We start from the raw sequence: 25,006 nt of genomic DNA, 5'->3' as shown, positions 1-25,006 counted from the left end.
CGTCGCACACCCTGCGCGCGGACGGGCGTCCCGCGGATCCGCCTCACGCCATGAGCGGCAGCAGTGCCCCGAGGTCGGCCCGTTCCCCGCTCGCACTGACCTTGGCGTCCGCCACGGCCTCCTGCCACGCCGTCCGTCCGGTGGCCAGCCGGATCCAGGTCAGCGGGTCGGTCTCGACGACGTTGGGCGGGGTGCCACGGGTGTGCCGGGGGCCCTCGACGCACTGCACGACGGCGTACGGCGGGATGCGCACCTCGGTCGATGCGCCGGGTGCCTCCATCGCGAGCGCGTCGGCCAGGAGCCGCGTGGCGGCGGCGAGTGCCTGACGGTCCTGGGGGATGTCCAGGCCCGGAACAGCGGCGTTGAGATCGTCGGTGTGGACGACGAGTTCGACGGTGCGGGTGACGAGGTAGTCGGCCAGCGGCAGGGCCCCGGCGTTGGTGGCGAGCAGCCGGGTGCCGGGATGCGTGTCGAGCTGCCGGATCAGGATCTGCTCGACCTGTGCGAGATAGGCGTCGAGGTCGGGGTGGTCCTGGGCGAGCCGTCGGGTGAAGTCGTCGATGGCCGAGGAGCTGGCGGAGGTGGCGAACGGCCAGTCGAGGAGCGAGGCGTCCTGCCGCACCGGCTCCGGCAGGTCGAGGGACCGGCCGACGGCCGTGACGGCCATCCCGATGTGCGCGACCAGCTCCCGCACCGCCCAGCCCTCCAGCCGCGTGGGGAGGGCGAGTTGCCCGGGCGTCAGGGTGCGTACGGCGTCCCGTACGTTGCCGAGCTGAGCGAGGACCGCCGTGCGGGTCTTCACCGGGTCGTAGGTTCGGGTGCGCTTCTTGGCCGCGGGCATGGCGGTGAGCCTAGGCCTTGACCGCGTATCCGTGCAGACCCTTTGCGACCAGGTCGAAGGCGCGGTGGGCGCGTTCGGCGGCGTCCGCGGCGACCTGGTCGGCGGTCTCGCCGCCGACGATGCGGCGGAAGTGCTCCTCGACAAGGGCGTTACGGGCGGCGGTCAGCGTGGCGGCGGCGATCAGAGCGAGTGTGGCGTCGCCGGTCTCCTCGGCGAGCAGGTCGGCCAGTGCGCGCGCGCCCTTCTCGGACTCGACATAGGCGCGTTCCTTCAGCGCCGGTGTCGCCATGATGACCTCGCGGATCCGGCGGGTCGGCTCACCATGCAGGCCGATCGACGGGTCGCGCCCCTTGATCATCTCCATGAACTGCCGTCGTACGGCGTCCACCGCCGACTCGCCAGGCGCGCGCTCGCGTACGGCGCGGGCGGCGTCCGAGAAGTGCTCGACCATGGGCCGGAAGACCAAGTCTTCTTTCGAGCCGAAGTAGTTGAAGACGGTCATCTTGGAGACCTCGGCGGCATCGGCGATCTCCTGGACCGAGACGGCCTCGAAGCCCTTCTCCGCGAACAGGGCGATCGCGGTCCGGTAGATCCGCAACGCCGTCTGCCGCTTCTTGCGCTCGCGCAGCCCCATCGCCTCAGCAGCCATGGCACCACTGTACCAAGGCGAATTTTCGACTCGGATGAACCTTACTCCGTGATTAAATATTGACTCGGTACATGAATTCGGGGATGGTGCTGCCCATGACCGACACCCAACGCAAACTCGGCATACTCGCCTGCCTCGTGACGATCGTCCTGGCCGTCCTGGACACGCAGATCGTGTCGGCGGCCACCGTGCCGATCGTCCGCGACCTCGACCCCGCGCACGGCATCGACAAGATCCCGTGGCTGGTCAGCGCCTTCTCCCTGGCGTCCGCCGCGATGCTCCCGCTCTACGGCAGGCTCTGCGACACCCTCGGCGCCAAGCCTGTCTTCCTCGGCGCCCTGGGCGCCTTCCTGGGCGGCTCGGCCCTGTGCGGTGCGGCCCCTTCGATCGGCTGGCTGATCGCCTCGCGGGCCGTACAGGGCATCGGCGCGGGCGGGTTGATGAGCGTGACGATGGTCGTCATCGCCCAGCTCGCGGGGCCCGGCGCTAAGAAGAACAAGGGCGCCGGCACCGGCGGGATCGTCGCGGGCGGCGGTATGGCCGCGGGCCCCTGGCTCGGCGGCTTCCTCGCCGACCACGCCGGCTGGCGCTGGGCGTTCTACGTCAATGTGCCGCTCGGCATCGCCGCCCTGGCCACCGCGGTGGTCGTGCTGAAGCTCCCCCGCCCTGCCACTGGCCGCTCGGTCGACTTCACCGGCGCCGTGCTCGCCGCCGCGTTCTCCACCGCGCTGCTGCTGGTCACCGAGTGGGGCGGCAAGCAGTACGCATGGACGTCCCCGCAGGTCATCAGCCTGGCACTGGCCTTCGCCTGCGCTCTCGGGCTCTTCCTGCGCCGCCAGTTCACCGCCGCCGAGCCCATCCTGCCGCCCTCGCTCTTCCGTATCCGCGAACTGCGCCTGGGCTTCGCGATCCAGGGGCTGACGGGCGCGGCCATGATGGGCGCCATCTACTACGTACTGGTCTACCTCCAGCTCGTCCGCGGCATCTCCAGCTCCTCCGCCGGCCTGTATCTGATCCCCATGGCGGCAGGCATCACGGCTGTCGGCATCGCCACCGGGCGGCTCACCGAACGCGGCTGGTCCGAGCGGACGTTCGTGATCAGCGGTTCCGCGGTCGGCACGGCCGCCTATCTGTTGCTGGCCGCCACCGGCCCCCACACCTCCCTGTGGCAGCTGAGGTCGGCCCTGCTGCTCGTCGGCCTCGGTTTCGGCCAACTCCTCGGCCAGCTGATCCAGTTGGTGCAGCAGACAGCCCCGCGTCACCAGCTCGGAGTCGCCACCACCGCGATCCGCTTCTTCCAAACCCTCGGCGGAGCCCTCGGCGCCACCCTGTTCGGCACCCTGCTCAACCGCCTCTACGACGGCCCCGGCGACGTCGGCTCCCTGGTCGCCCTGCGCGGAGCGGACCGCGTCGCGGGCGTGACGGCGTACGTCTCCGCGCTCGACACGGTGTTCCTGTGCGGGGCCGTGGTCATGGCGCTGTGCCTGCTGCTCGCCCTGCGGCTGCCGAGGACGCGACCGGTGGAGGCGAAGCCCGTCGAGGAACCCGCGGCCGTATGAGGCCGCATGAGCCGTATCAGGCCGTACGAGAAGGGCCCCGCCCCATGTCCCGGACGGGGCCCCTCACGGGTGTGGTCACGCCAGCAGCGCCGGCATGGTCTCCTCGTGGACCTTGCGCAGCTCCTCCAGGGTCAGCGCGAACTTGCCCTGCACCTCGACCGTTTCCCCGTCGACGACACCGACGCGGGTGGCCGGCAGGCCGCGTGCACCGCACATGTCGTTGAAGCGGACCTCCTCGGAGCGCGGCACGGCGACGATCGCGCGGCCGGCCGACTCGGAGAAGAGGAAGGTGAAGGCGTCGAGGCCGTCCGGCACGATCAGCCGCGCGCCCTTCCCGCCGAGCAGCGCCGACTCGACCACGGCCTGGATCAGGCCACCGTCGGACAGGTCGTGCGCGGAGTCGATCATGCCGTCGCGGGAGGCCGAGATCAGGATCTCGCCGAGCAGGCGCTCACGTTCCAGGTCGACCCGCGGGGGCAGACCGCCGAGGTGGTCGTGGACGACCTGCGACCAGGCCGAACCACCGAACTCCTCACGGGTGTCGCCGAGAAGGTAGAGCAACTGGCCGTGCTCCTGGAAGGCGACCGGGGTGCGCCGGGCCACGTCGTCGATCACGCCGAGGACCGCGACCACCGGCGTCGGGTGGATGGCGGCGTCGCCCGTCTGGTTGTAGAGGGAGACATTGCCGCCGGTCACCGGGGTGCCGAGCTGCAGGCAGGCGTCGGCGAGTCCGCGGACCGCCTCCGCGAACTGCCACATGACGGCCGGGTCCTCGGGCGAGCCGAAGTTCAGGCAGTCGGAGACGGCCAGCGGCTTGGCGCCGGTGGTGGCCACATTGCGGTACGCCTCGGCGAGCGCGAGCTGCGCGCCCGCGTACGGGTCGAGCTTCGCATAGCGGCCGTTGCCGTCGGTGGCGATGGCGACACCGAGCCCGGACGTCTCGTCGATACGGATCATCCCGGAGTCCTCGGGCTGGGCAAGGACCGTGTTGCCCTGTACGAAGTGGTCGTACTGCGAGGTGATCCAGGACTTCGATGCCTGGTTGGGGGAACCGACGAGCTTGAGAACCTGCTCCTTGAGCTCCTCGGCGGTGGCCGGACGCGGCAGCTTGTTCGCGTCATCCGCCTGGAGTTCGTCCTGCCACTGCGGACGGGCGTACGGGCGCTCGTACACCGGCCCCTCGTGGGCGACCGTCCGCGGGTCGACGTCGACGATCTTCCCGCCGTGCCAGTAGATCTCCAGTCGGTCGCCGTCAGTCACCTCGCCGATGACCGTGGCGATGACGTCCCACTTGGCGCAGATCTCCAGGAACCGGTCGACCTTCTCCGGCTCGACGACCGCGCACATCCGTTCCTGCGACTCGCTCATGAGGATCTCCTCGGGCGAGAGCGTCGAGTCGCGCAGCGGTACGTCGTCCAGCGTCACGCGCATGCCGCCGGAGCCGTTGGAGGCCAGTTCGGAGGTGGCACACGACAGGCCGGCCGCGCCCAGGTCCTGGATGCCGACGACCAGCTTCTCCCGGAAGGCCTCCAGGGTGCACTCGATGAGGAGCTTCTCCTGGAAGGGGTCGCCGACCTGAACGGCGGGGCGCTTGGAGGGCTTCGCGTCGTCGAAGGTCTCGGAGGCCAGGATCGACGCGCCGCCGATGCCGTCACCGCCGGTCCGGGCCCCGTACAGGATGACCTTGTTGCCCGCGCCGGACGCCTTCGCGAGGTGGATGTCCTCGTGCCGCATCACACCGATGGCACCGGCGTTGACCAGCGGGTTGCCCTGGTAGCAGGCGTCGAAGACGACCTCGCCGCCGATGTTGGGCAGGCCGAGGCAGTTGCCGTAGCCGCCGATGCCGGCGACGACGCCGGGCAGCACACGCTTGGTGTCCGGGTGGTCGGCCGCGCCGAAGCGAAGGGGGTCGACGACGGCGACCGGCCGAGCGCCCATCGCGATGATGTCGCGCACGATGCCGCCGACGCCCGTGGCCGCGCCCTGGTAGGGCTCGACGTACGAGGGGTGGTTGTGCGACTCGACCTTGAAGGTGACCGCGTACCCCTGACCGACGTCCACGACACCGGCGTTCTCGCCGATGCCCACGAGCAGGGCGTCGGACTCGGGGGCCTTCTCGCCGAACTGGCGGAGGTGGACCTTGGAGGACTTGTACGAGCAGTGCTCGGACCACATGACCGAGTACATGGCGAGCTCGGCGCCGGTGGGGCGGCGGCCCAGGATCTCGACGATCCGCTCGTACTCGTCTTTCTTCAGGCCGAGTTCGGCCCAGGGCAGCTCGACGTCGGGGGTCGCGGTCGCGTGTTCGACCGTGTCCAGAGGCGTCCGGCTCATGCGCCCACCAGCTTCTTGAGGATCGAGGTGAAGAACGGGAGGCCGTCGGTACGGCCCGTACCGATCAGCGGCTCGACGGCGTGCTCGGGGTGCGGCATGAGGCCGACGACGTTACCGGCCTCGTTGGTGATGCCGGCGATGTCGCGGAGCGAGCCGTTGGGGTTGAAGTCGAGGTAGCGGAACACCACCCGGCCCTCGGCCTCCAGCTTGTCGAGCGTGTACTCGTCGGCGACGTAGCGGCCGTCCATGTTCTTCAGCGGGATGTGGATCTCCTGGCCGCTCTCGTAGTCGCTGGTCCAGGAGGTCTCCGCGTTCTCCACCCGCAGCTTCTGGTCGCGGCAGATGAAGTGGAGGTGGTTGTTGCCGAGCATCGCGCCCGGGAGGAGATGGGCCTCGGTGAGGACCTGGAAGCCATTGCAGATACCGAGGACCGGCAGACCGGCCTTCGCCTGCTCGATGACGGTCTCCATCACCGGCGAGAAGCGGGAGATGGCACCGGCGCGCAGATAGTCGCCGTACGAGAAGCCGCCCGGCAGCACGACGGCGTCGACCTGCTGGAGGTCCTTGTCCTTGTGCCAGAGAGCGACCGGTTCGGCGCCCGCGAGGCGGATCGCGCGCTGGGTGTCGCGGTCGTCCAGACTGCCCGGGAAAGTGACGACGCCAATACGAGCGGTCACTTCGCGGCCTCCGCCACTTCCTCCACCTTGACGGTGAAGTCCTCGATCACGGTGTTGGCGAGGAAGGATTCCGCGAGATCGTGGATGCGGGCGAGCGCGGCGTCGTCAACCGGCCCGTCCACCTGGAGTTCGAATCGCTTTCCCTGACGTACATCGGAGATGCCCTCGAATCCGAGCCGCGGCAGTGCGCGCTGCACCGCCTGGCCCTGCGGGTCGAGGATCTCCGGCTTGAGCATGACGTCGACTACGACGCGTGCCACTGGCACTCCCGATGTGTGGTGCTGAGCAGGTCCCTTCAGACTACCCGTACAAAATTTCTACTCGCGTAGATTCGTAGGATCCTACGTGACTTCCATCACGGTCCGACAGTGACCGCGGGATGTGCACGGAAAATCCTTGGAAAAACCGCAGAAGACACGGGAGGGCAATGCGTGCGGACACGCGGAGGCATTCCATCGGTCTTCACAGCGCAATGCCAGGCACTGTACAAAGGAAAAGGCAATAGCCGATACTTCGCTCAATTACTGCCGGACAGTCGACATCTCTCCGACATCTCCCTGACGTCTGCGCACGTCGCGGAGGGTGGTCGCGAAGGTGCCGCACGAAGGGACCGATATTCGTGGCGCAGCGTGTCGTAGTCACTCTCTTTGACGACATCGACGGCTCAGAAGCGGCGGAAACGATCGTCTTCGGACTGGACGGCAAGTCGTACGAGATCGACCTCAATCAAGCCAACGCCAAGAAACTGCGTAAGGTGCTGGCGCCGTACGTCGAGGCCGGCCGCAAGAAGGCGAAGTCCGGGAAGGCGTACACGCACACGGCATTGACGCCCGACCCGGCTGCCGTCCGCGCCTGGGCTCGCTCCCACAACATGGACGTACCGCCTCGGGGCCGCATCCCCAAGAAGGTGTACGAGGCGTTCGCGCAGGCGCACTGACACGTTCGGGCGGACCCGGCAGACCCGACCGGGCCCACCCTCTGCCCGGGTGGCGGCATCCAGCCGCCCCCGCTGCAGTCCCATCGGCTGTCGACCCCTGGCCCCGGACGCCCGGAGCGTCTCGCCATGGGCACCCCCGCAAGCGCACTCCCCGGCCGCCCGCCGCCACCCGCTCACACCCTCATCGGCCCTCGCCCGCAGCCGACTTGCATTGCCCCCCTGGTGATCAGATAGAGTCTGGAGCACGCCGAGGGGCAAGGCCGAAAGGCCGAAACCCCAAGGGACACGCGGGTGTAGTTCAGTAGCAGAACACCCCCTTTCCAAGGGGGAGGCGCAGTGTGCAATTCCTGTCACCCGCTCCATGGCATCGGTCCGACCATCCTTGTGGATCAGGTAGGCTGGTGCTCGCACCGATCGGTGAGAGCCGGTCGGAGGCAATGCGGACGTAGCTCAGTTGGTAGAGCGCAACCTTGCCAAGGTTGAGGTCGCGAGTTCGAGCCTCGTCGTCCGCTCAGAAAGAAAGGCCCCGGTCCAGTGGACCGGGGCCTTTCTGGTGCCCGTCGAGCGTCTGACATTTGTCATGCCGAGCGATGACACCGCGCACTGCAGCCGGGCTCCGGCGCCCGGGACGCTGAATCCATGACAGCCATGGGCACGATGACAGAACACGAGCACGTGATAGAGGTCACAGACCTACGGCGCGTGTACGAGGGCGGGTTCGAGGCCGTACGCGGGATCACGTTTCACGTGAAACGCGGCGAGGTCTTCGCCCTGCTGGGCACCAACGGCGCGGGCAAGACCTCGACGGTCGAGCTACTGGAGGGACTGGCGGCACCGGCCGGAGGGCGGGTGCGGGTGCTGGGCCACGACCCCTACGCCACCGGAGTCCCCCCTGGTCGAGCGAAGTCGAAACCTTGGGGAAGGGCCGCGATACGGCCACGCACCGGGGTGATGCTGCAGGAGGGCGGCTTCCCGTCCGAGCTGACCGTCGCCGAGACCGCGCGGATGTGGGCGGGCTGCGTGAGCGGGGCACGGCCGCCCCGCGAAGTGCTGGCGCTGGTCGGTCTCGAACGGCGGACGGATGTACGGGTCAAGCAGCTGTCGGGCGGTGAGCGGCGCCGCCTGGACCTGGCGCTCGCGCTACTCGGCGACCCCGAGGTGCTGTTCCTGGATGAGCCGACGACCGGTCTGGACGCCGAAGGACGCCGGGACACCTGGGAGTTGGTGCGAGCGCTGCGCGATGCCGGGACGACCGTGCTGCTCACCACGCACTACCTGGAGGAGGCCGAAAGCCTTGCGGACCGGCTCGCGATCCTGCACGAGGGGCGCATTGCCGCCACCGGCACCCCGGCCGAGGTGACCGCCGCGCAACCGTCCCGGATCTCGTTCCGGCTGCCCGAGGGGTACGCCCTGGGAGACCTGCCACCGCTCCCCGAACTGGGTGTGTGCGACCACGAGCTGGACGCCCGGGTCGTACGGCTGCGCACGCGCGAACTGCAGCGGACGGCTACGGAACTGTTGCTGTGGGCCCGGCACGCCGGGGTGGAACTGCGCGAACTGGACGCGCGATCGGCCTCGCTGGAGGAGGCGTTCCTCGGGATCGCCCGCGAGGCCTCCACGGCACGTCAGAAGGAGCACGCGGCATGAGCAGCACACGCACCACCGCTCCGGCCACCCGCAGCAGCGGCGCCACCACTCCTCTGGGCCGCATGGCCGCGCTCGCCCGGGCCGAACTGATCCTGTTCACGCGGAGCAAGGGCACGCTGGTCGCGGCCGTGGTCGTGCCGTTCCTGCTGCCTTTCAGCGTGCACACGGCGGCCAAGGACATGAATCTGGAGGACGCCGGACTCACCATCGGGCTGGTCATGCTCCCCGCCGCGATCGGCTTCTCGCTGCTGTTCGCCGTGTACTCCACACTCGTCGGCGTGTTCGTCACCCGACGTGAGCAGCTCGTCCTCAAGCGGCTGCGCACCGGCGAGCTGCGCGATACGGAGATCCTCGCCGGGTCCGCGCTGCCGGCCGTCTTCACAGGGCTGACACAGACGCTGATCCTGGTGGCCGCGTGCACGGCACTGCTCGACGTACCGGCCCCGCACGCTCCCCACCTCGCGGTCGCCGGAGTGTTGTTGGGTCTGGTCCTGTGCGGCGGTCTCGCGGCGGTGACCGCGGCCTGGACCAGGACCACCGAGAGCGCGCAGGTCACCTCCCTCCCGCTGGTGATGGTCTCTGCGATGGGCTCGGGGATCATGGTCCCGCTCCAGCTGCTGCCCGATCGTCTGGCCGCCGGGTGCGCACTGCTCCCGCTGTCGCCGGTGATCACCCTGGTCCGCGGCGGCTGGACCGGTGAACTGAGCGCGTACGAGGCCCAACGGGCCCTGGTCATCGCTCTGGCCTGGGCGGGAGTGACCGTGTTTGCTGTACGGCGGTGGTTCCGTTGGGAACCGCGGCGCTGACCGCGCAGGGGACAGCAAGGAAGAGGGCGACGGTGTTCGGTGGGATAAGGAGGTGGCAGCGGCGCCACTGGCGTGAACGCAGCAAGGCCGAACGAGTCGAGTTGCAGAGCATCATCACGTGGCGCGCCACGGTCTGGGTGTTCTCGCTCACGTGGCTGGCGCTGCCCGTGGCCGGAGAGCTGCGCCACCGGCCACTGCCGCTGGCCCTCGGCGGGCTGCTGCTGGTCGTCGGTGGGCTGCAGTGCGTGGCCGCCAACCAGCTCATGCGGCGCGCGCTCGACCACTACCTGCACCGCAGCCCCCTGCCCGCACGCGCGCTGGGCATGACCGTCGCCCTGCTGGTCCCCGCGCTCGTCCTGCCACTGGTGCTGACCGCCATCGGTGGCTTCGCCCCGTGGACGGCGCGGCTGGCGCTCGGCGCCGCTCTGTTGCCGTTCGGCCTGGTGTACGGGATGGTGACGCCGGTGCCCGTGGTCCTGCGGCGGTCCGCCGTCCTGACGGTGGTCCTCATGGCGGCAGCCTGGCTCGCCCGAGGGACGCTCGGCGACGTCCTGATGACCGGTGTCGTGGCCGCCTTCGCGGTGGGCTTGTCGCTGCTCGCTTCTCGCTGCGGCGCTTGGACCCTGTCGGTGCTGTGGGAATCCGAACGGGCCCGCGAGGTCGAGGCCCGGCTCGCCGTCGCCGAGGAGCGATTGCGGTTCGGGCGGGACCTGCACGATGTACTGGGACGCAACCTCGCCGTCATCGCATTGAAGGCCGAGCTGGCGGTGCAGCTGGGCCGACGCGGGCGGCCCGAGGCCGTGGAGCAGATGATCGAGGTACAGCGGCTGGCGCAGGAGTCACAGCGCGAGGTGCGCGCCGTGGTCCGCGGCTACCGTGAAGCCGACCTCGGCGCCGAACTCGCCGGTGCCCAGGGCGTACTGGCTGCCGCAGGCATCGACTGCACAGTCACCGGCTCGGCCACCGGCCTGCCCACCCCGGTGCAGTCCGCCCTCGGCTGGGTGGTCCGGGAGGCCGCCACGAACATCCTGCGGCACGGCGACGCCCGGCAGTGCACCGTGTCCCTGAGCGTGACCGGAAACCAGGCCGAGCTGTCCGTGGAGAACGACGGGGTGCCCGAGACCCCCACCGGCAACCTGCCGGGTTCCGGGCTCGCCGGGCTGCACGAACGGCTCTCGGAACTCGGCGGCACGCTGCGCGCCGGGCCGGCGGAGCGCGGCCGGTTCCGGCTGACCGCCGAGGTGCCGTTGTCGGCACCCGACGCGCTACCGCGAGCCACCCGCCCGACGAGCGAGCCCGCCCCCTTGAACGAGGTCACCCTATGACGACGTCTCCCCCACCCATACGGCTGCTGCTGGCCGACGACGAGCACCTCATTCGCGGTGCGCTCGCCGCGTTGCTCTCGCTGGAGAACGACCTGCTGGTCGTCGCGGAGGCGGCCAGCGGACCGGAGGCACTGGCCATGGCGCGGGCGCACGCGCCCGACGTCGCCGTACTGGATCTGCAGATGCCCGGCGCGGACGGTGTGAAGGTCGCCACATCCCTGCGCACCGAACTCCCCGGCTGCCGGGTGCTGATCGTCACCGGTCACGGGCGGCCCGGGCATCTGAAGCGGGCGCTTGCGGCGGGGGTACGCGGGTTCGTCCCGAAGACCGTCAGCGCCCAGCGGCTCGCCGAGATCATCCGCACCGTGCACGCCGGAAACCGCTACATCGACCCGGAGTTGGCCGCCGACGCGATCTCCGCCGGGGACTCGCCGCTGACCGCACGCGAGGCCGAGGTGCTGGAGCTGGCCACCGACGGAGCGCCCGTCACGGAGATCGCCGAGCGGGCCGCGCTGTCCCCGGGAACCGTACGGAACTACCTGTCGTCGGCGGTGACCAAGCTGGGTGCGGACAACCGGCATGCGGCAGTACGCCTCGCGCGCGAGCGAGGTTGGGTATAGTTGCTCTCGCGCACCGCGCAGTGCGGACGTAGCTCAGTTGGTAGAGCGCAACCTTGCCAAGGTTGAGGTCGCGAGTTCGAGCCTCGTCGTCCGCTCCAGATGCCGAAGGCCCCGGTCATGACGACCGGGGCCTTCGGCATGTCCGGGCAGGGGCCCCGTGGGCGCCCGGGACCCGGCCGGTCGCCGGACCCCGGGGGACGTCCCCGGCTACGACCAGCTGACGCCCGTCAGTCGCTCGTACGCCTCCACATACTTCGCCCGGGTCCCCTCCACGACCTCCGACGGCAGCGGAGGCGGAGGCTGCTCGCTCGCGCGGTCCCAGCCGGAGGCCGGTGAAGTGAGCCAGTTCCGTACGAACTGCTTGTCGAACGATGGCTGGGGGCGGCCCGGCTCCCACTGGTCCGCCGGCCAGAAGCGGGAGGAGTCCGGGGTGAGCACCTCGTCAGCGAGGATGAGGGTGTCGCCGTCGTAGCCGAACTCGAACTTGGTGTCCGCGAGGATGATCCCGCGCTCGCGGGCGATGTCGCGGGCCCGGCCGTAGACGGCGAGGGTCACCTGCCGCAGCTGGGCGGCGGTCTCGGCGCCGACCTGGTGGGCGACCTCCTCGTAGGAGACGTTCTCGTCGTGCTCGCCGACCGCGGCCTTGGTGGCGGGGGTGAAGATCGGCGCGGGCAGCTCCGAGCCGTCGACCAGGCCCTCGGGGAGGGCAAGGCCGCAGACGGTGCGGGACGTGCGGTACTCGGCGAGTCCCGAGCCGGTGAGATAGCCGCGGGCCACGCACTCCACGGGAACCATCCGCAGGGACTTGCAGACGAGAGTGCGGCCGGCCCAGTCGGCGGGCGCGCCGGGCGGAAGTTCGGTGCTCAGGACGTGGCTCGGGACCAGGTCGGCGAGTCGGTCGAACCACCAGAGCGAGAGCTGGGTGAGGATCCGGCCCTTGTCCGGGATCTCGGTCGGCAGCACCCAGTCGAATGCGGACATGCGGTCGCTGGCGACCATCACGAGGTCGCCCGCCTCGTTCTGGTACAGCTCGCGCACCTTCCCGGTGTGCAGATGCACCAGACCCGGCACCTGGACGGGCTCGGGCTTTTCTACGAATCCGGACACGGTTCCTCCCCGTGGTTCTCTCCAACTGGCTCGATTCTCCCGTATGCGGATGCCGAGCCGGACCCGGGGGGCCGGGAAGAGAGGGGTCAGTCCCGTTTGCAGATGCGGTCCAGCAGGTTCGCGGTGGCCTGCTGGACCCGAGCGTCCACGTGGCCGGGGCGATCCAGTGCGGGGGACCAGGCGAACGTTCCGGACGCGAAGACCAGGGCGCCGGAGGGAGCCCGGTAGAGGGAGGTCTCCTGGTGGCGCAGGACGCCCTCGCCGTCCCGGTACGGAGAGTGGGCGAGGAGGATGCGGCCCAGGTGCTCGGGCAGCGGAGCGCGCGGGAAGTAGCGGTCGGCCTCCCCGGCCACCATTCCCTGCAGCTCGTCGCCCTCGTGGGCGCCGGTCGCCTCCCACAGCCAGTGGCCGGCGTTGCGGACGACGAGGGGGTTCGGTTCGGGCACCCGGCCCGCGTACTGGATCCCGATCATCTCCTGCTCGGGACGGTCGATTTCCCGCCACAGCGTCGGCTTTCCTGGGCCGCGGCGCTTGCGGCAGGTGAGCAGCCGGTCGGGGACGCCGGACGGGGACGGGCCCAACTCCACTTGCCAGTACATGGTGTTGGCGGAGAGGAAGACGAGCGAGGTGCCGTGTTCGCGGGCGAGTTCCACGGTGCGGCGCATCTGCGTCGACCAGTACTCGTCATGGCCCGGGAAGACGAGGCCTCGGTAGCGGGTGGGGTCGACACGGCCGGCATGCAGATCGCGGGCGTCGGCGTAGGCGAGGTCGTAGCCGTAGCGCTCGGCCCAGCGGATGAAGTCGTAGGCGTGGCCGACGTGCAGGGGCAGGCCCGCTCCGGCGTAGGGGCGGTCGAAGGAGACCGTGGTCGCGGCGTCGGCCTCGCCGAGCAGCCGGCCGTTGTCGTCCCAGGCGTGGTACAGGCTGGCGCCCGTGTGGCCGTCCTCCGGGTAGAGGTTGTACGCCTGCCATGTGATGTCGGGGAGCAGCAGGAGCAGGTCCGCCGGGCGGGCGTCGCGGACGGTGAAGGGGACGTGGGAGCGGTACCCGTCAGCGGTGGTGAGGACCGCCACGTAGGCGCCGATGCTCCAGTACGACGGGATCTGCAGTCGCCAGGAGAGCCACCAGTGGTGGCAGGAGACCGTGCGGTCGGCGGTGAGCGGGGGCGGCTGGACGATGCCGGAGAGGCGGGGGCTGGTGGTGATCTTGGATGCCCCGTCGCCGCCGTAGTGCCCGATCCGGTAGACATCGACGCCGAACTCCTGGGGCGGGTCGACCGTGACGTGGAAGTCGATGGCCTCGCCGGGGGCGACCGCGCCGGCGGAGGTGAAGCCCTTGATCTGGCCGTGGACGTCGTCGGCGGAGCGCGGGCCGCTGGTGCGCGGGGCCGGGATGCGTGCTCCCTTGGCCTGGGACGGGATGGCGGGCGGCGTCGGATCCACGTACCAGGGGACCACGTGGCCCGTGTCGTCGAAATACGTCTCACTGCCCCGCAGCCAGGGAACCGGACCCTGGCCGAAGGGGTCCGTCACGGCATGCGCGAGAGCGCCCGACTCCCAGCGATGGACGTGCTCCGAGCCCATACGATGTCCCCTCCCTCGTCCCCCGTGAGCCCTCGTAAGCCCGTTGCTTGCGCTCGATCGGTCCCAGCACATCACATTACGCACCCACTCCGTCACCGTTCGTCGTGAATTGACGTGACCGGAATAGGGGGCTCCGGCCAGCGGTAGGGGTTGCGGTCGTGCCGTGTGGGGCGTTTCCGCAGGTGGGAAGGGTGATGACCGCCTCTGGACACTTCGGGTGCGGATGACGGCATCTGGTCGGAGCACCGGGTTCCGTGGGGCCGATGCAGGCCGGGCGGGGGTCCTGACGGGGCCTGGTCCGGGGTGCGCGGGGCCGGTGCGGGCCGGGTGGGATCCGGGCGGGCCGTTGTCACGGTGCAGACGAGGGATGCGATGAGGCCGAGGGGCCCGGTGAGGGGGTGGCCCGGCCGGCGTACCCGGCCCCCGGGGTCAGACCAACCGGACCGGCTTCTCCGGGCGTATGCCCAGGTGGACGAGCCAGGTCCGCAGCGGGACCGGGTCGCCCTCCTCGACGAGGGTGAGGACTCGGGGCGCCAGGTCGACCATGCGCTCGCCCTTGACCAGGAGGGACGGGCCGTCCAGCCAGTCGAGGCCCGGCGCCGCTCCCGCCGTGTCCATCGCGGCGCAGCACACCATCGCGGTGACGTGGTCGACGAGCAGTTCACGGCCCGTGCGGGGCGGCTGGAGCGGGAACAGCGGCAGCGTCCCGTCGTCCCACAACGCCCGGTCCGGGCCCGCCGGCTGCCCGGCGCCCCCGCCGCTCGGTATCGCCCCGGCGCCCGCCTCCTCCCGCGCCACCGCGGCACTGAGCCCGGCGAGGAGAGCAGCGGTCCGCCCACTGGCGACGAGGCCCTCGTCGTCGGGGGGGAACACGTCCGCCCGGCCGCCGTCGCCATCGAGGACGCATGCGTCACTCGTGGCACCTCCGGCGTCAGGGGCTGCCGTCTCCCCTTCCGCGCCTCCATCGTGGGGAGTTGTCGCCTCCTGCGGTGTGCCTCCGTCGTCAGAGGTGGTCGTGTCGCCTGGCGGCACATCTCCGGGGGCGGATGCCTCCGCGGCACTGTGGAGAGCCTTCTCGCCGGAGGCATTGTCGTCCCGCGGGGCACGTAGAGAGTCGGGCTCGCGTTCGCCGCCCGGGGCTCGATCGCCATCCGCCCTCCTTCCGGCGCCCGGGGCTTGTACGCCCTCCGGTGCGCCTTCACCCGCGAGGCCGCGTGGGCCGTCGGACGCGCCCTCGTCGCCTGGCGTTCCCGCGGTCTCGGGTATCGCCGCACCACCGGAAGCCCTCTCGGCCCGCTCGTTCGGCCCGACCGGCTCGGTCCTCCCGCGCCGCTGCACCTGTCCGGCCTGCTCGGCCCACCCTGCACCCCTCACGCGTGCGGTGCCCGGCCCCTTTCCGCCCTCACCCCCGTCCACCCGGACCGTCAGGTACTCCAGTACCCGGTCCAGGGTCGGCCCGTCCGCGTCGGGTGTGGTCGTGTCCGTGACGTGGTGGACGCCCAGGGCGTCCAGAACGCGGTACAGGCGGGCCGCATCCATGCGCCATGTGCGGTCGACGACCTCGTCCGGGTACTCCTGCCAGTCCACCGGGGCCCAGTTGCGGCCGGGCCGGGCCGGGCCGCCGTGGAAGAGTCGGGCCGCGAGCAGCGACGCGGCCTCGTCCACGACGCCGGGTTCTTCCAGCAGATCGCAGGCCGGCCGCTCACCCAGGCGGGAGGCGAAGGCCTCGGCCAGTCGGTCCCGGCGCGAAAGTTCCGTAAGCGCCGCGACCACGCCCGCATCCAGGCGTGACGGCCAGCGGCCCATCCGCCAGGCCGGCAGCGCGACCCGGGTCAGGAGCCGGTCCCAGCCCGCGTACGCCAGGCCGACCTGTTCCTGGGCGACGATCCGCAGACCGTAGTCCACAGCCTGTGCATGCTCGGCCGCAGCCGCGGCCACGCCCCGCTCCATCTCCGCCGCGTGCCCGCGACAGCTCCGCAGCAGCAGACGGGTCACCCAGCCGACACCGGCCAGCACCATACGGGTCAGGGGTCCGTGCGCAGGCGCCGACGTCACGGCCACGGCCGCGTCCAACCCCCGCACGAAACGACGCGCCGCCGCTATGTCCGGGTGCGCCGACGGTCCCGTACCGGCGACGACCGGGGCGAGGACCGCGCGCAACTCGCCCACTCGCATCCACCACAGGAACGGTGAGCCGATGACGAGCACGGGCGCGGTCGGGGCGTGGTGGTGCCGGGGTGCCGACAGGCCGCGTATCCCCCGAACACCCGGTATCTCGTGCGCGGACGCGGAAGGCGGCGGGTTGTGCGCGGGGTGGGCGCGATCCTCCAGCCAGCTGTCGCAGTCCGGGGTGAGTGCTATCGCGGAGGGGGCGGGGACGTCGAGGCGGTCGGCCAGGTCCCGGACCATGCGGTACAGATCGGGGGCCGTGTCCTCGGCGATCGGGACCGTAGGACTGATGGCCGGGCGGGCGCGGGCGACGACGAGGGCGACACCGGCGGCGGAGAGCAGGACGACCGCGGCGACAGCGGCCACGATCCAGCGCACGGTCGCCCAGTGCGCACCGCTGATGTGACCGGTGGAGCCGCCGACGAACAGCACCACAGCAACCGCTGCGGGCAGCAGGGCAACGGCCAGTGCCCTGCTGCGGACCCGCAGCACGGCGAGGGCCCGGGAACGCGCGGCCTGCGCGCCCGCCTCCACACCTATACCGATCACGACCGGCCGTCACCCCCTCTGTCCCGCCTCTGTTTGGCGCGACACACGCCGTGACGGTCTCCGTCACGGAAATCGCCGCCGGATGCCCGTGCGTTGCTCACTCCCCCACTGTGGCATCCGTCACTGACATCGCAATGCCGGTGGGCCAAGTGCCGGAACGCCTGCGCCGCACCCTAGTTGGGGCTCCGGCCATCGTCAGCAGGATGGGGCACCGGTCACTCGATGGAATGGCTTTGGGGAAAGGTGGATGACGCAGGGCAAGGAGCAGGGCAAGGATCAGCCCCTCGATTGCTCAGGCCCCTGCTCGTGGCCGACCCATGGCCTACTCATGGCCCGCTCATGGCAAGGGCCCCGAATCCCGAGACGGATGCGGGGCCCATGGGGTCTTCGGGCCGCGCTACGGCATCGGCCCGTGCTGCGCCCGGGCGCTCAGACTGCGGCTTCCGCGGCCTTCGCCGCGATGTCCGTACGGTGCTGGGATCCGTCGAGCCCGATGCGGCCGACGGCCCTGTACGCCCGACGGCGCGCCTCGGCCAGATCCGCGCCGGTCGCCGTGACCGACAGCACACGTCCGCCCGCGCTCACGACCGCGCCGCCCTCGCTCCGGGTACCGGCGTGCAGGACGTACGCGAACGGGGCGTCCTGGGCCGCCACTTCGTCGAGCCCGGTGATCGGGTCGCCGGTGCGCGGGGTGCCGGGGTAGTTGTGCGAGGCCACGACCACGGTGACCGCCGCGTCGTCGCTCCAGCGCAGGGCCTCGAGGTCGGCGAGGGTGCCCTTGGCGGCGGCCAGCAGTACACCGGCGAGCGGGGTCTTCAGACGGGCGAGGACGACCTGGGTCTCGGGGTCTCCGAACCGGGCGTTGAACTCGATGACCCGCACACCGCGCGAGGTGATCGCCAACCCCGCGTACAGCAGCCCGGAGAACGGGGTGCCGCGGCGGCGCATCTCGTCGACGGTGGGCTGCAGAACGGTCCGCAGGACCTCCTCGACCAGCTTCGGGTCGGCCCACGGCAACGGCGAGTACGCGCCCATGCCACCGGTGTTCGGCCCCTCGTCACCGTCCAGGGCGCGCTTGAAGTCCTGGGCCGGCTGAAGGGGGAGGACCGTCTCGCCGTCGGTGACGGCGAACAGGGACACCTCGGGTCCGTCGAGGAACTCCTCGATGACGACGCGCTCGCAGTCGGCCGCATGCGCCTTCGCGGCCTCCAGGTCCGTGGTGACGACGACGCCCTTGCCGGCGGCGAGGCCGTCGTCCTTCACGACGTACGGGGCGCCGAAGGCATCGAGCGCCTCCTCGACCTCCTGGACGGTCGTGCAGACGTACGAACGGGCGGTGGGTACGCCCGCGGCCGCCATCACGTCCTTGGCGAAGGCCTTGGAGCCTTCCAGTTGTGCGGCCTCCTGGGAGGGGCCGAAGACCGGGATCCCCACCTCGCGCACGGCGTCGGCGACACCCGCGACGAGCGGCGCCTCCGGGCCCACGACGACCAGCTCGACGCCGAGGTCGGTGGCCAGCGCGGCCACGGCCTCTCCGTCGAGAGCGTCGATCCGATGCAGTTGGGCCACCTCGGCAATCCCCGCGTTTCCGGGGGCGCAGTGCAGCGCGGTGACGTCGGGGTCGAGCGAGAGACAACGGCACAGGGCGTGCTCGCGGGCACCACTACCGATGACGAGAACCTTCACGGGGTCAGCCTAACGGGCGCAGCCCGACGGCTTTGTGCGGGCCACTGAAGCGGAGCGGGGCGGGGATTTGTGGGTTCGTCCCAAGCGGGCCGGGAGTTCGTCCCGAGCGGATCCGGGAAAAGGGGGGCCCGCCGTCCTCCGAGCCCTCGCCCTTACCCGTTCCGCCGCTTCCCCTTGTCCTTTTCGCTCGCCCTGGGCGCCCTACTCGTTCGAGAACTCCTCCACCACCGTCGCCCCCAGTTCCCGGACGATCAGTTCATGGCCCGAGAGGGCCGACTCGTCGAGGTCGGGGTCGTCGTCCGCCGGCATGTCGTCCTCGGGGGCGACCACGTGTCGCTCCGGGGCGGGAGGCCCGGCGGGTGCCGTCGGCGCCACCGGTGCCGGCGAGGGAGCCGGCTCCGCCGGGGCGGCAGGACGCGCTACCGGGGCGGACTGCTGGCGTGCGGGGCGCTGCGCGGCGGGTGCGCCGCCGTATCCGCCGCTCGCTCCCGAGTTGAAACCGCCGCCCCCGGATCCGGAGCCCGCGGCGGCCGGCGCGGCCGAGCCACCGGACGGGTCGACGATCGCCTCGATCTTCCACTGCACGTTGAACTGCTCGGCCAGTGCCTGCCGCAAGACGTCCTCGCTGCCGCTGCTCGCGAAGTTGTCCCGCGCGCCCGCGTTCACGAAGCCGAGTTGCAGCGTCGTACCGTCGAAGCCCGCCACCTGAGCGTTCTGACTCAGGAGGATCCAGGTGAAGCGGCGGCGATTCTTGACGGCCTCCAGGATGTTCGGCCAGAGCATGCGGGGGTCGAGCCCGCCGGCCGCCGGTGCGGCAGCGGCAGCCGGCACGGGTGCGGCCGGCACGGGTGCGGCCGGCACGGGTGCGGCCGGCACGGGTGCGGCCGGCTGCGCGGGAGCAGCCGGGGGTCGCCCCCCACCCGCGGGCGCGGCCGTGGGCCACCCGCCGGGCCTCCGGCCACCGCCCGCGGCGGCAGCGGTGGGCCAGGCACCCGGAGCGGCGGGAGCAGGGGCAGCCTGCGGCTCAGCGGCCGCGGGGGCGGCGGGAGCCGGGGCAGCCGGAGCGGTCTCAGGCGGTTCCGGAACGGGCGCCGTCTCACCCTCGTGACCTCCCGGACCGGATGCCCCACTGGCGCGCACCGCGGCCCGGGCCGCCGCGACACCGCCACCGGGCGGAACGGGCGCCGCCCCCTGCGGCACCGGCGCCCCGGCCATCCCTCCGTGCGCCTCGGGCCCCGGCACGTACCCCATGGCGGGGCCCGCACCGCCGCCCGAGAAGCTGACGCCCCGCTCCAGCCGGTCGAGCCGGGCCATGACGGACCGCTCGTCGCCGTACGCGGCGGGGAGCAGTACGCGCGCGCAGATCAGCTCGAGCTGGAGCCGGGGAGAGGTGGCCCCGCGCATCTCGGTGAGCCCCTCGTTGACGAGATCGGCGGCGCGGCTCAGTTCGGCCGGACCGAAGACGCCCGCCTGGGCCTGCATCCGCTCCAGTACGTCGGCGGGGGCGTCGATGAGCCCCTTCTCCACGGCGTCGGGCACGGCGGCCAGGATCACGAGGTCCCGCAGCCGCTCCAGCAGGTCGGCGACGAACCGCCGAGGGTCGTTGCCCCCCTCGATGATCCGGTCCACGACCTCGAAGGCGGCGGCCCCGTCGCCGGACGCGAAGGACTCGACGACGGAGTCGAGCAGCGACCCGTCCGTGTACCCGAGCAGCGAGGTGGCCATGGCGTACGTCACACCCTCGGCGCCCGCGCCCGCCAGCAGCTGGTCCATGACGGACATCGAGTCACGCACGGATCCCGCGCCCGCGCGCACGACGAGCGGCAGCACCCCGTCCTCGACGGGGATGTCCTCCTTCTGACACACCTCGGCGAGGTAGTCCCGAAGGGTCCCCGGCGGCACGAGACGGAAGGGGTAGTGGTGCGTACGCGACCGGATGGTCCCGATGACCTTCTCGGGCTCGGTGGTGGCGAAGATGAACTTGAGGTGCTCGGGCGGTTCCTCGACGACCTTGAGCAGCGCGTTGAAACCGGCCGACGTGACCATGTGGGCCTCGTCGATGATGTAGATCTTGTACCGGCTGCTCGCAGGCCCGAAGAAGGCCTTCTCCCGCAGGTCACGGGCGTCGTCGACACCACCGTGCGATGCTGCGTCGATCTCGATGACGTCGATGGACCCCGGCCCGTTCCTGGCCAGGTCCCGACAGGACTGGCACTCGCCGCACGGCGTCGGCGTCGGCCCCTTCTCGCAGTTCAGGCACCGGGCCAGAATCCGCGCGCTGGTCGTCTTTCCACAGCCGCGCGGACCGCTGAACAGGTACGCGTGGTTGACCCGGTTGTTCCGCAGCGCCTGCTGCAGCGGGTCAGTGACATGCTCCTGCCCGATGACCTCGGCGAACGACTCCGGGCGATAGCGGCGGTACAACGCGAGAGACGACACACATACGAGGTTATAGGCGCCCGCCGACAAAGCTCCCCGCTCGAGCTGCGGCCCCGCATCCCTTCCCCGGCGCTCTCCCCCCGGAACGCACAAGACCCCCCACGCACCCGCCAGAGCCGACCTACCCTTGCTGCCTTCCGGCCCTGGGGGAGTTCAGTCAGATAGCGCCGCGTGAGGGGCTGACCCCCAGCCTACCCGATCGCCGGGGCCCGAACGAGTTCGCTAGCACTCCCCAACGTCATGTAATGTTTCCGGCGGAGGATTCGCCTAGAGGCCTAGGGCGCACGCTTGGAAAGCGTGTTGGGGGCAACCCCTCACGAGTTCGAATCTCGTATCCTCCGCCACGGCTGACCAGCCGAAACGAAGGTCCCGACCGCAGTGCGGTCGGGACCTTCGTCGTTCCGTGGTTGCAGTTCCGGTTATCGCCCGTTGAGAACGGCCCGGCACACGTTGCAGTTCATGGCGGCGTTCCGGCCGTAGCGCCGCATCAGCTGGCCGCAGCTGGCGCACAGCCCGAGCTCCCACGGCGGGCATCCCAGCGCCGCAAAGGCGGCGGCGCGTTCTACGGCGGTGATCCGCATCGGGCCGCGGGAGCGCTGGAACGGCATGCGGGGAAGCGTGAAGCCGCCGGTCGGCTGCCGTTCACCACCTACGTTCAGCCCCACTCAGCCGCAGGTCAGGCCCTGGTCCATGAGCCGGAAGTATTCCTCCCGCTCACGGACCAGCTTCTTACGGCCTTGCGCCACCGTCCGCACCTTGCGGATCTCGAACTCCATCGCACCCCTTGAACTGGGGTGTTGCGACGACTCCTAGAACCCAAGCTGTGCAGTCGGGGCCTTCGGCATTCCGCCGTTCCGCAGTTCCGTCCCGCCGTAGCGCTGGCTCGGACCGCTCGCTCGCAAAGACGTCGATCGCCCCTGCGGACGTTCCCACAGTCAGGCCAGCCTCGCCCGGATCGACGCCGTCGCGGCGCAGCGCGCAGGCGAGTCCGGTCATCCAAGCCGTGCCGACGAGCCTGCGGGCCCCAGGACCGGTGCTCGATCGGGTGAGTCATCTCGTCTCCGCTCAGTGGTGAAGTGACGAGAGGTGATCAGTGCGGCCGACGACGTACTCGTGGCCGGCCGGTTACGACCGCCGGTGCGGGAGCAGTGACGCGGGCAGCAGCGCCAGCGCGAGCACGGCCGCCGCGACCGCGTACGCGATCCGGAACCCCGCCGGGTCCGCGCCCGCCGAGCCCAGCACCACGGAGATGAGTGCCGTCCCCATCGACGCCCACAGCTGCGAGTTGATGCTCAACGCGGTGCTCGCCGCGGCCATTCGGTCCTTCGGCAGGTCGCGGCTGGCGGTCGCCATCGTCGGCATCAGCACCATCCCGGAGCCGACGCCCATGACCATCGCCGAGCAGACGACCCGCCAGGCCGCCACCCCATCCGTTCCGACCTGAACCGCCGTCAGCGCCATCCCGAGCGCTCCCACCGCGATCCCGGCCGGGATCAGCCGCCGCGGCGACGCCTTGTCGATGCGCCGCGCGGCGATCTGCATCGTCGCCCCGACAGTGAGCGCTACCGGCGCGCCCAGCGCTCCCGCCGCCGTCGCGCTCATGCCCCGCACCTGCTGCCAGTACATCGGCCCGAGCAGCATCGATCCGAAGTAGCCACATGTGAACAGCGCGAGCGTGCCGATCCCGACTGCGAACGTGCGGTCGCGCAGCAGCCACAGGTCGAGCAGCGGCTCACGGACCATCAGCGCGCGCCGCACGAAGGCGGCGACGAGTACGGCACCGGCAAGGGTGGGGACGAGCGCGCCGGGCGAGGCGAAGCCACCGCGCTCTCCGCCCCGAGTCAGCCCGAACAGCAGCAGCGCGAGGCCCGGCGAGAACATCAGCAGGCCCGGGACGTCGAGCTTGGGGCCCGATGAGGTGCCGCCCGGCGCGTCGGGCCGTAGCAGCGTTGCGGCGAGCGCCAACGCTGCCGCGCCCAGGGGCAGGTTGATGAGGAAGATCCAGCGCCAGGACGCGGTGTCGATCAGCCAGCCGCCCAACATCGGCCCGGCGGCCGGCCCGACGAGAACGGGCAGCCCGAGCAGCGCCATCGCCCGCCCAAGCCGCGCACGGTCTGCGGCGCGCATCACCATCGCCATACCGACGGGCATGAGCAGCCCACCGCCGAGCCCCTGCACCGCGCGGAACGCGATCAGGCTCCCCGCATCCCACGCGCACGCAGCGAGCAGCGACCCAAGCGTGAACAGCGCGAGGGCTGTCAGGTATGCGCGCTTGGCGCCGATCCGTCCCATCGCCCATCCCGCAGTCGGAATGACGGCGGCGAGCGCAAGCGTGTACGCGGTCGCGGTCCACTGGATCGTCGCAAGCGGGGCGCGGAACGCCTCGGAGAGGCTGCGCAGCGCGACGTTGACGATCGTCATGTCGAGCACCGACATCACGGAGCCGGTGATCACGACGACGATCGCTCGGTTGAGCGCCGTGGGCGCGGTCCGGCGCTCCTCCGGCGATGACTCGACTGCCCCTCCCACGGTCTGTGTCACGGCCATCTCCCGCTCCCCCTTCAGCCCTCGTAGGGCAGGGTCGCGCGAGCCACCCGCAGCGCCCGCCCCCACCAGACCAGCTGGCCGAGCATGCCCTTGGCCGCGCCCTCGCACACGGCCGTGTCGCGCGGCGAACCGTTTTCCGCGAGGCCCGACCACGGCCCGTGCAAGCTGACGGAGTCGCGCACCGTCATGGCGTGCAGCTCGGCGAAGACCAGTCGGAGCTGCTCGACGGCACGCAGGCCCCCGCCGAGTCCGCCATAGGAGACGAAGCCGACCGGCTTGGCGTGCCACTGCCCGCGGTGCCAGTCGATGAGGTTCTTCAGTGCGGCCGGGAAGCTGTGGTTGTACTCGGGGGTGACGATGACGAAGGCGTCGGCGGCGGCCAGACGCGGTGTGACGTCTGCCAGCGCGGCGACGGCCTCCGGGCTCGGCGTGCTGCCCCAGCCGGGCATGACGAGCGGTAGTTGGACGTCCACGAGGTCGATGACATCCAGTTCCAGGCCGGCGTGGCCCGCGGCGGTGCCGAGGAACCAGTCAGTGACGGCACGGCCCCCGCGGCCCTCGCGAACGCTGCCGACGATGACGGCGACGCGGAGCGGCGCATCCTCGTAAGCGGCGATGGCCGTGGGCGCGGCTTCGGTGGCAGGCATGGCGATATCCCCTCGTTGGGCGGGTCGGCCGCCCGCTGCGGCCCCCACTCCGGTAAAGTACAACGTGCGTTGTTAAAAATGCAACGTTCGTTGTTAGAAATGCAACGCTCGTTGTAGATAGCAAGGAGGCACATGTGGGCAGCGGCAACGATGCCCGGCTGGAGAGGGCGCGACGCGAAGTCCCGCCCCGGAAGCTGGCGAAGCAGCTCGCCATCGCGGGCGCGGCCTGCGCGGTCTTCGGCCGCGAGGGCTACACGCGCGCCTCGGTCGATGCGCTCGCCGCTGCGGCCGGCGTCTCGACGCGCACGCTCTACAACCACTTCCCGGGCGGCAAGGCGGAGCTCTTCCGCACCGTCGTCACTTGGACATCGGGCGAGGTGCGGGACGCCCAACTCACCCGGATGCACGCCCTGCTGGACCCGGAACACCCGCCGCAACCGGACGACCTGGAGCGCGACCTCGTCGCCCTGGCCCGCATGTTCGTCGGACTGATGGCCGACTATCCGGACCACTTTGCGCTCGTCCGCCACATCCACGCCGAGGCCGACCACGTGCCGCCCGAGGCGCTGGAGGCGTGGAAGGACGCCGGACCGGGCCCGGTCGGCCACGCGCTCGCCGACGCTATGGCAGGCCTCGCCACTGCAGGCCTGATCGATGTGCACGGCGACGCCGCCATGGCGGGTGCTCACTTCATGACCCTGACCTCACACTCGATCGTGCAGCTCTCGCACTACGGTGTCCTCCCGCTACCGAAGGAGGAGACCAACCGCTTGATCACAGGCGGCGTTGCGGCGTTCCTACGGGCGTACCGCGCCAGGTGATCCAGCGGCACCACTCGTCGGTGGTCGCGGAAGGGGTTCAGGCAACCGACCCAACCAAGTGGC

At 71.0% G+C, this 25,006-nt stretch carries 20 protein-coding genes, 4 tRNA genes and 1 other RNA gene; 11 read left to right on the top strand and 14 right to left on the bottom strand.

From position 1 onward, the window contains the following. Positions 1-43: 43 nt before the first annotated feature. Complete coding sequence (locus tag BIV24_RS15035) at positions 44-841, bottom strand: maleylpyruvate isomerase family mycothiol-dependent enzyme (RefSeq protein WP_071366789.1); 798 nt, start codon at positions 839-841, stop codon at positions 44-46. 10 nt (positions 842-851) lie between these two features. Continuing rightward, positions 852-1,490 (bottom strand): TetR/AcrR family transcriptional regulator, encoded by a 639-nt coding sequence (locus BIV24_RS15030; protein ID WP_071366788.1) that lies wholly within the window; start codon positions 1,488-1,490, stop codon positions 852-854. Between the two features lie 95 nt (positions 1,491-1,585). On the opposite strand from BIV24_RS15030, the gene BIV24_RS15025 reads away from it, so the two are divergent. Then, positions 1,586-3,049 (top strand): MFS transporter, encoded by a 1,464-nt coding sequence (locus BIV24_RS15025; RefSeq protein ID WP_071366835.1) that lies wholly within the window; start codon positions 1,586-1,588, stop codon positions 3,047-3,049. Positions 3,050-3,124: 75 nt separating this feature from the next. On the opposite strand, the gene purL is transcribed toward BIV24_RS15025, so the two are convergent. From purL to purS, 3 genes are read right to left on the bottom strand one after another with little or no spacing between them, the layout of a single operon-like run. Beyond that, entirely contained in the window at positions 3,125-5,383 is a 2,259-nt protein-coding gene (gene purL, locus BIV24_RS15020; RefSeq protein ID WP_071366787.1) for a phosphoribosylformylglycinamidine synthase subunit PurL, read from the bottom strand. Further along, the gene (gene purQ / locus BIV24_RS15015) at positions 5,380-6,060 is read right to left on the bottom strand and encodes a phosphoribosylformylglycinamidine synthase subunit PurQ (protein WP_071366786.1); all 681 of its coding nucleotides are present in this window, start codon (positions 6,058-6,060) and stop codon (positions 5,380-5,382) included. The genes purL and purQ overlap by 4 nt, the downstream gene beginning before the upstream one ends. Then, positions 6,057-6,320 (bottom strand): phosphoribosylformylglycinamidine synthase subunit PurS, encoded by a 264-nt coding sequence (gene purS, locus BIV24_RS15010; protein ID WP_071366785.1) that lies wholly within the window; start codon positions 6,318-6,320, stop codon positions 6,057-6,059. Before purS ends, purQ begins: the two co-directional genes overlap by 4 nt. A 359-nt stretch (positions 6,321-6,679) precedes the next feature. On the opposite strand from purS, the gene BIV24_RS15005 reads away from it, so the two are divergent. The 8 genes from BIV24_RS15005 (at position 6,680) to BIV24_RS14970 (ending at position 11,493) form a co-directional block, all read left to right on the top strand. Next, a complete protein-coding gene (locus tag BIV24_RS15005) occupies positions 6,680-6,997 on the top strand; it encodes a histone-like nucleoid-structuring protein Lsr2 (RefSeq protein ID WP_071366784.1) in 318 nt (105 codons plus the stop codon). Positions 6,998-7,284: 287 nt separating this feature from the next. After that, a tRNA-Gly gene (locus tag BIV24_RS15000) sits at positions 7,285-7,359 on the top strand. Positions 7,360-7,436: 77 nt separating this feature from the next. Next, positions 7,437-7,509: transfer RNA gene (locus BIV24_RS14995), tRNA-Gly, on the top strand. Positions 7,510-7,636: 127 nt separating this feature from the next. Then, positions 7,637-8,644 (top strand): ABC transporter ATP-binding protein, encoded by a 1,008-nt coding sequence (locus tag BIV24_RS14990; protein ID WP_245766810.1) that lies wholly within the window; start codon positions 7,637-7,639, stop codon positions 8,642-8,644. Beyond that, positions 8,641-9,450: an ABC transporter permease gene (locus tag BIV24_RS14985; protein WP_071366782.1), complete on the top strand. Its 810-nt coding sequence runs from the start codon at positions 8,641-8,643 to the stop codon at positions 9,448-9,450. Before BIV24_RS14990 ends, BIV24_RS14985 begins: the two co-directional genes overlap by 4 nt. A gap of 32 nt (positions 9,451-9,482) precedes the next feature. After that, a complete protein-coding gene (locus BIV24_RS14980) occupies positions 9,483-10,775 on the top strand; it encodes a sensor histidine kinase (protein ID WP_071366781.1) in 1,293 nt (430 codons plus the stop codon). Beyond that, positions 10,772-11,395: a response regulator transcription factor gene (locus BIV24_RS14975; protein ID WP_071366780.1), complete on the top strand. Its 624-nt coding sequence runs from the start codon at positions 10,772-10,774 to the stop codon at positions 11,393-11,395. The genes BIV24_RS14980 and BIV24_RS14975 overlap by 4 nt, the downstream gene beginning before the upstream one ends. A gap of 22 nt (positions 11,396-11,417) precedes the next feature. After that, positions 11,418-11,493: transfer RNA gene (locus BIV24_RS14970), tRNA-Gly, on the top strand. 109 nt (positions 11,494-11,602) lie between these two features. Here the strand turns inward: BIV24_RS14970 and BIV24_RS14965 are convergent. The 6 genes from BIV24_RS14965 to ffs all read right to left on the bottom strand — a co-directional run bounded on the left by BIV24_RS14965 (position 11,603) and on the right by ffs (position 21,112). Beyond that, positions 11,603-12,502: a phosphoribosylaminoimidazolesuccinocarboxamide synthase gene (locus tag BIV24_RS14965; RefSeq protein ID WP_071366779.1), complete on the bottom strand. Its 900-nt coding sequence runs from the start codon at positions 12,500-12,502 to the stop codon at positions 11,603-11,605. 86 nt (positions 12,503-12,588) lie between these two features. Continuing rightward, a complete protein-coding gene (locus BIV24_RS14960) occupies positions 12,589-14,085 on the bottom strand; it encodes a N,N-dimethylformamidase beta subunit family domain-containing protein (RefSeq protein WP_071366778.1) in 1,497 nt (498 codons plus the stop codon). Between the two features lie 429 nt (positions 14,086-14,514). Further along, positions 14,515-16,803 carry a hypothetical protein gene (locus tag BIV24_RS14955; protein WP_177198724.1) on the bottom strand — a complete coding sequence of 763 codons (2,289 nt, stop codon included), beginning with the start codon at positions 16,801-16,803 and terminating at the stop codon, positions 14,515-14,517. 429 nt (positions 16,804-17,232) lie between these two features. After that, positions 17,233-18,489, bottom strand: coding sequence for a phosphoribosylamine--glycine ligase (purD, locus tag BIV24_RS14950; RefSeq protein ID WP_071366776.1), 1,257 nt, complete (start codon positions 18,487-18,489; stop codon positions 17,233-17,235). Between the two features lie 201 nt (positions 18,490-18,690). Beyond that, complete coding sequence (locus BIV24_RS14945) at positions 18,691-20,928, bottom strand: DNA polymerase III subunit gamma and tau (RefSeq protein WP_071366775.1); 2,238 nt, start codon at positions 20,926-20,928, stop codon at positions 18,691-18,693. 87 nt (positions 20,929-21,015) lie between these two features. After that, an RNA gene (gene ffs, locus BIV24_RS14940) (signal recognition particle sRNA small type) lies at positions 21,016-21,112 on the bottom strand. Positions 21,113-21,184: 72 nt separating this feature from the next. Here ffs and BIV24_RS14935 point away from each other — a divergent pair. After that, positions 21,185-21,272, top strand: a tRNA-Ser gene (locus BIV24_RS14935). A gap of 75 nt (positions 21,273-21,347) precedes the next feature. On the opposite strand, the gene BIV24_RS14930 is transcribed toward BIV24_RS14935, so the two are convergent. The 3 genes from BIV24_RS14930 to BIV24_RS14920 all read right to left on the bottom strand — a co-directional run bounded on the left by BIV24_RS14930 (position 21,348) and on the right by BIV24_RS14920 (position 24,122). After that, positions 21,348-21,536, bottom strand: a complete 189-nt coding sequence (locus BIV24_RS14930) for a hypothetical protein (protein ID WP_107459451.1) — start codon at positions 21,534-21,536, stop codon at positions 21,348-21,350. Positions 21,537-22,053: 517 nt separating this feature from the next. Further along, positions 22,054-23,475, bottom strand: a complete 1,422-nt coding sequence (locus BIV24_RS14925) for a DHA2 family efflux MFS transporter permease subunit (protein WP_071366773.1) — start codon at positions 23,473-23,475, stop codon at positions 22,054-22,056. A 14-nt stretch (positions 23,476-23,489) separates the two neighbouring features. Next, positions 23,490-24,122: an NADPH-dependent FMN reductase gene (locus BIV24_RS14920; protein WP_071366772.1), complete on the bottom strand. Its 633-nt coding sequence runs from the start codon at positions 24,120-24,122 to the stop codon at positions 23,490-23,492. Positions 24,123-24,256: 134 nt separating this feature from the next. On the opposite strand from BIV24_RS14920, the gene BIV24_RS14915 reads away from it, so the two are divergent. Beyond that, positions 24,257-24,943 (top strand): TetR/AcrR family transcriptional regulator, encoded by a 687-nt coding sequence (locus BIV24_RS14915; RefSeq protein ID WP_071366771.1) that lies wholly within the window; start codon positions 24,257-24,259, stop codon positions 24,941-24,943. Positions 24,944-25,006: the final 63 nt, after the last annotated feature.

The organism is Streptomyces colonosanans, from assembly GCF_001866645.1.
GTDB lineage: Bacteria > Actinomycetota > Actinomycetes > Streptomycetales > Streptomycetaceae > Streptomyces > Streptomyces colonosanans.
The sequence above is the reverse complement of the archived record's forward strand: the minus strand, read 5'-3'. Positions and strand labels throughout refer to the sequence as shown.

What these genes read in the sequence shown, in the direction of transcription:
- BIV24_RS15035 (WP_071366789.1), bottom strand. Translation starts at nt 841, where the DNA reads ATGCCCGCGGCCAAGAAGCGCACCCGAACCTACGACCCGGTGAAGACC.
- BIV24_RS15030 (WP_071366788.1), bottom strand. Translation starts at nt 1,490, where the DNA reads ATGGCTGCTGAGGCGATGGGGCTGCGCGAGCGCAAGAAGCGGCAGACG.
- BIV24_RS15025 (WP_071366835.1), top strand. Translation starts at nt 1,586, where the DNA reads ATGACCGACACCCAACGCAAACTCGGCATACTCGCCTGCCTCGTGACG.
- purL (WP_071366787.1), bottom strand. Translation starts at nt 5,383, where the DNA reads ATGAGCCGGACGCCTCTGGACACGGTCGAACACGCGACCGCGACCCCC.
- BIV24_RS14990 (WP_245766810.1), top strand. Translation starts at nt 7,637, where the DNA reads ATGACAGCCATGGGCACGATGACAGAACACGAGCACGTGATAGAGGTC.
- BIV24_RS14985 (WP_071366782.1), top strand. Translation starts at nt 8,641, where the DNA reads ATGAGCAGCACACGCACCACCGCTCCGGCCACCCGCAGCAGCGGCGCC.
- BIV24_RS14975 (WP_071366780.1), top strand. Translation starts at nt 10,772, where the DNA reads ATGACGACGTCTCCCCCACCCATACGGCTGCTGCTGGCCGACGACGAG.
- BIV24_RS14960 (WP_071366778.1), bottom strand. Translation starts at nt 14,085, where the DNA reads ATGGGCTCGGAGCACGTCCATCGCTGGGAGTCGGGCGCTCTCGCGCAT.
- BIV24_RS14930 (WP_107459451.1), bottom strand. Translation starts at nt 21,536, where the DNA reads ATGCCGTTCCAGCGCTCCCGCGGCCCGATGCGGATCACCGCCGTAGAA.
- BIV24_RS14925 (WP_071366773.1), bottom strand. Translation starts at nt 23,475, where the DNA reads ATGGCCGTGACACAGACCGTGGGAGGGGCAGTCGAGTCATCGCCGGAG.
- BIV24_RS14920 (WP_071366772.1), bottom strand. Translation starts at nt 24,122, where the DNA reads ATGCCTGCCACCGAAGCCGCGCCCACGGCCATCGCCGCTTACGAGGAT.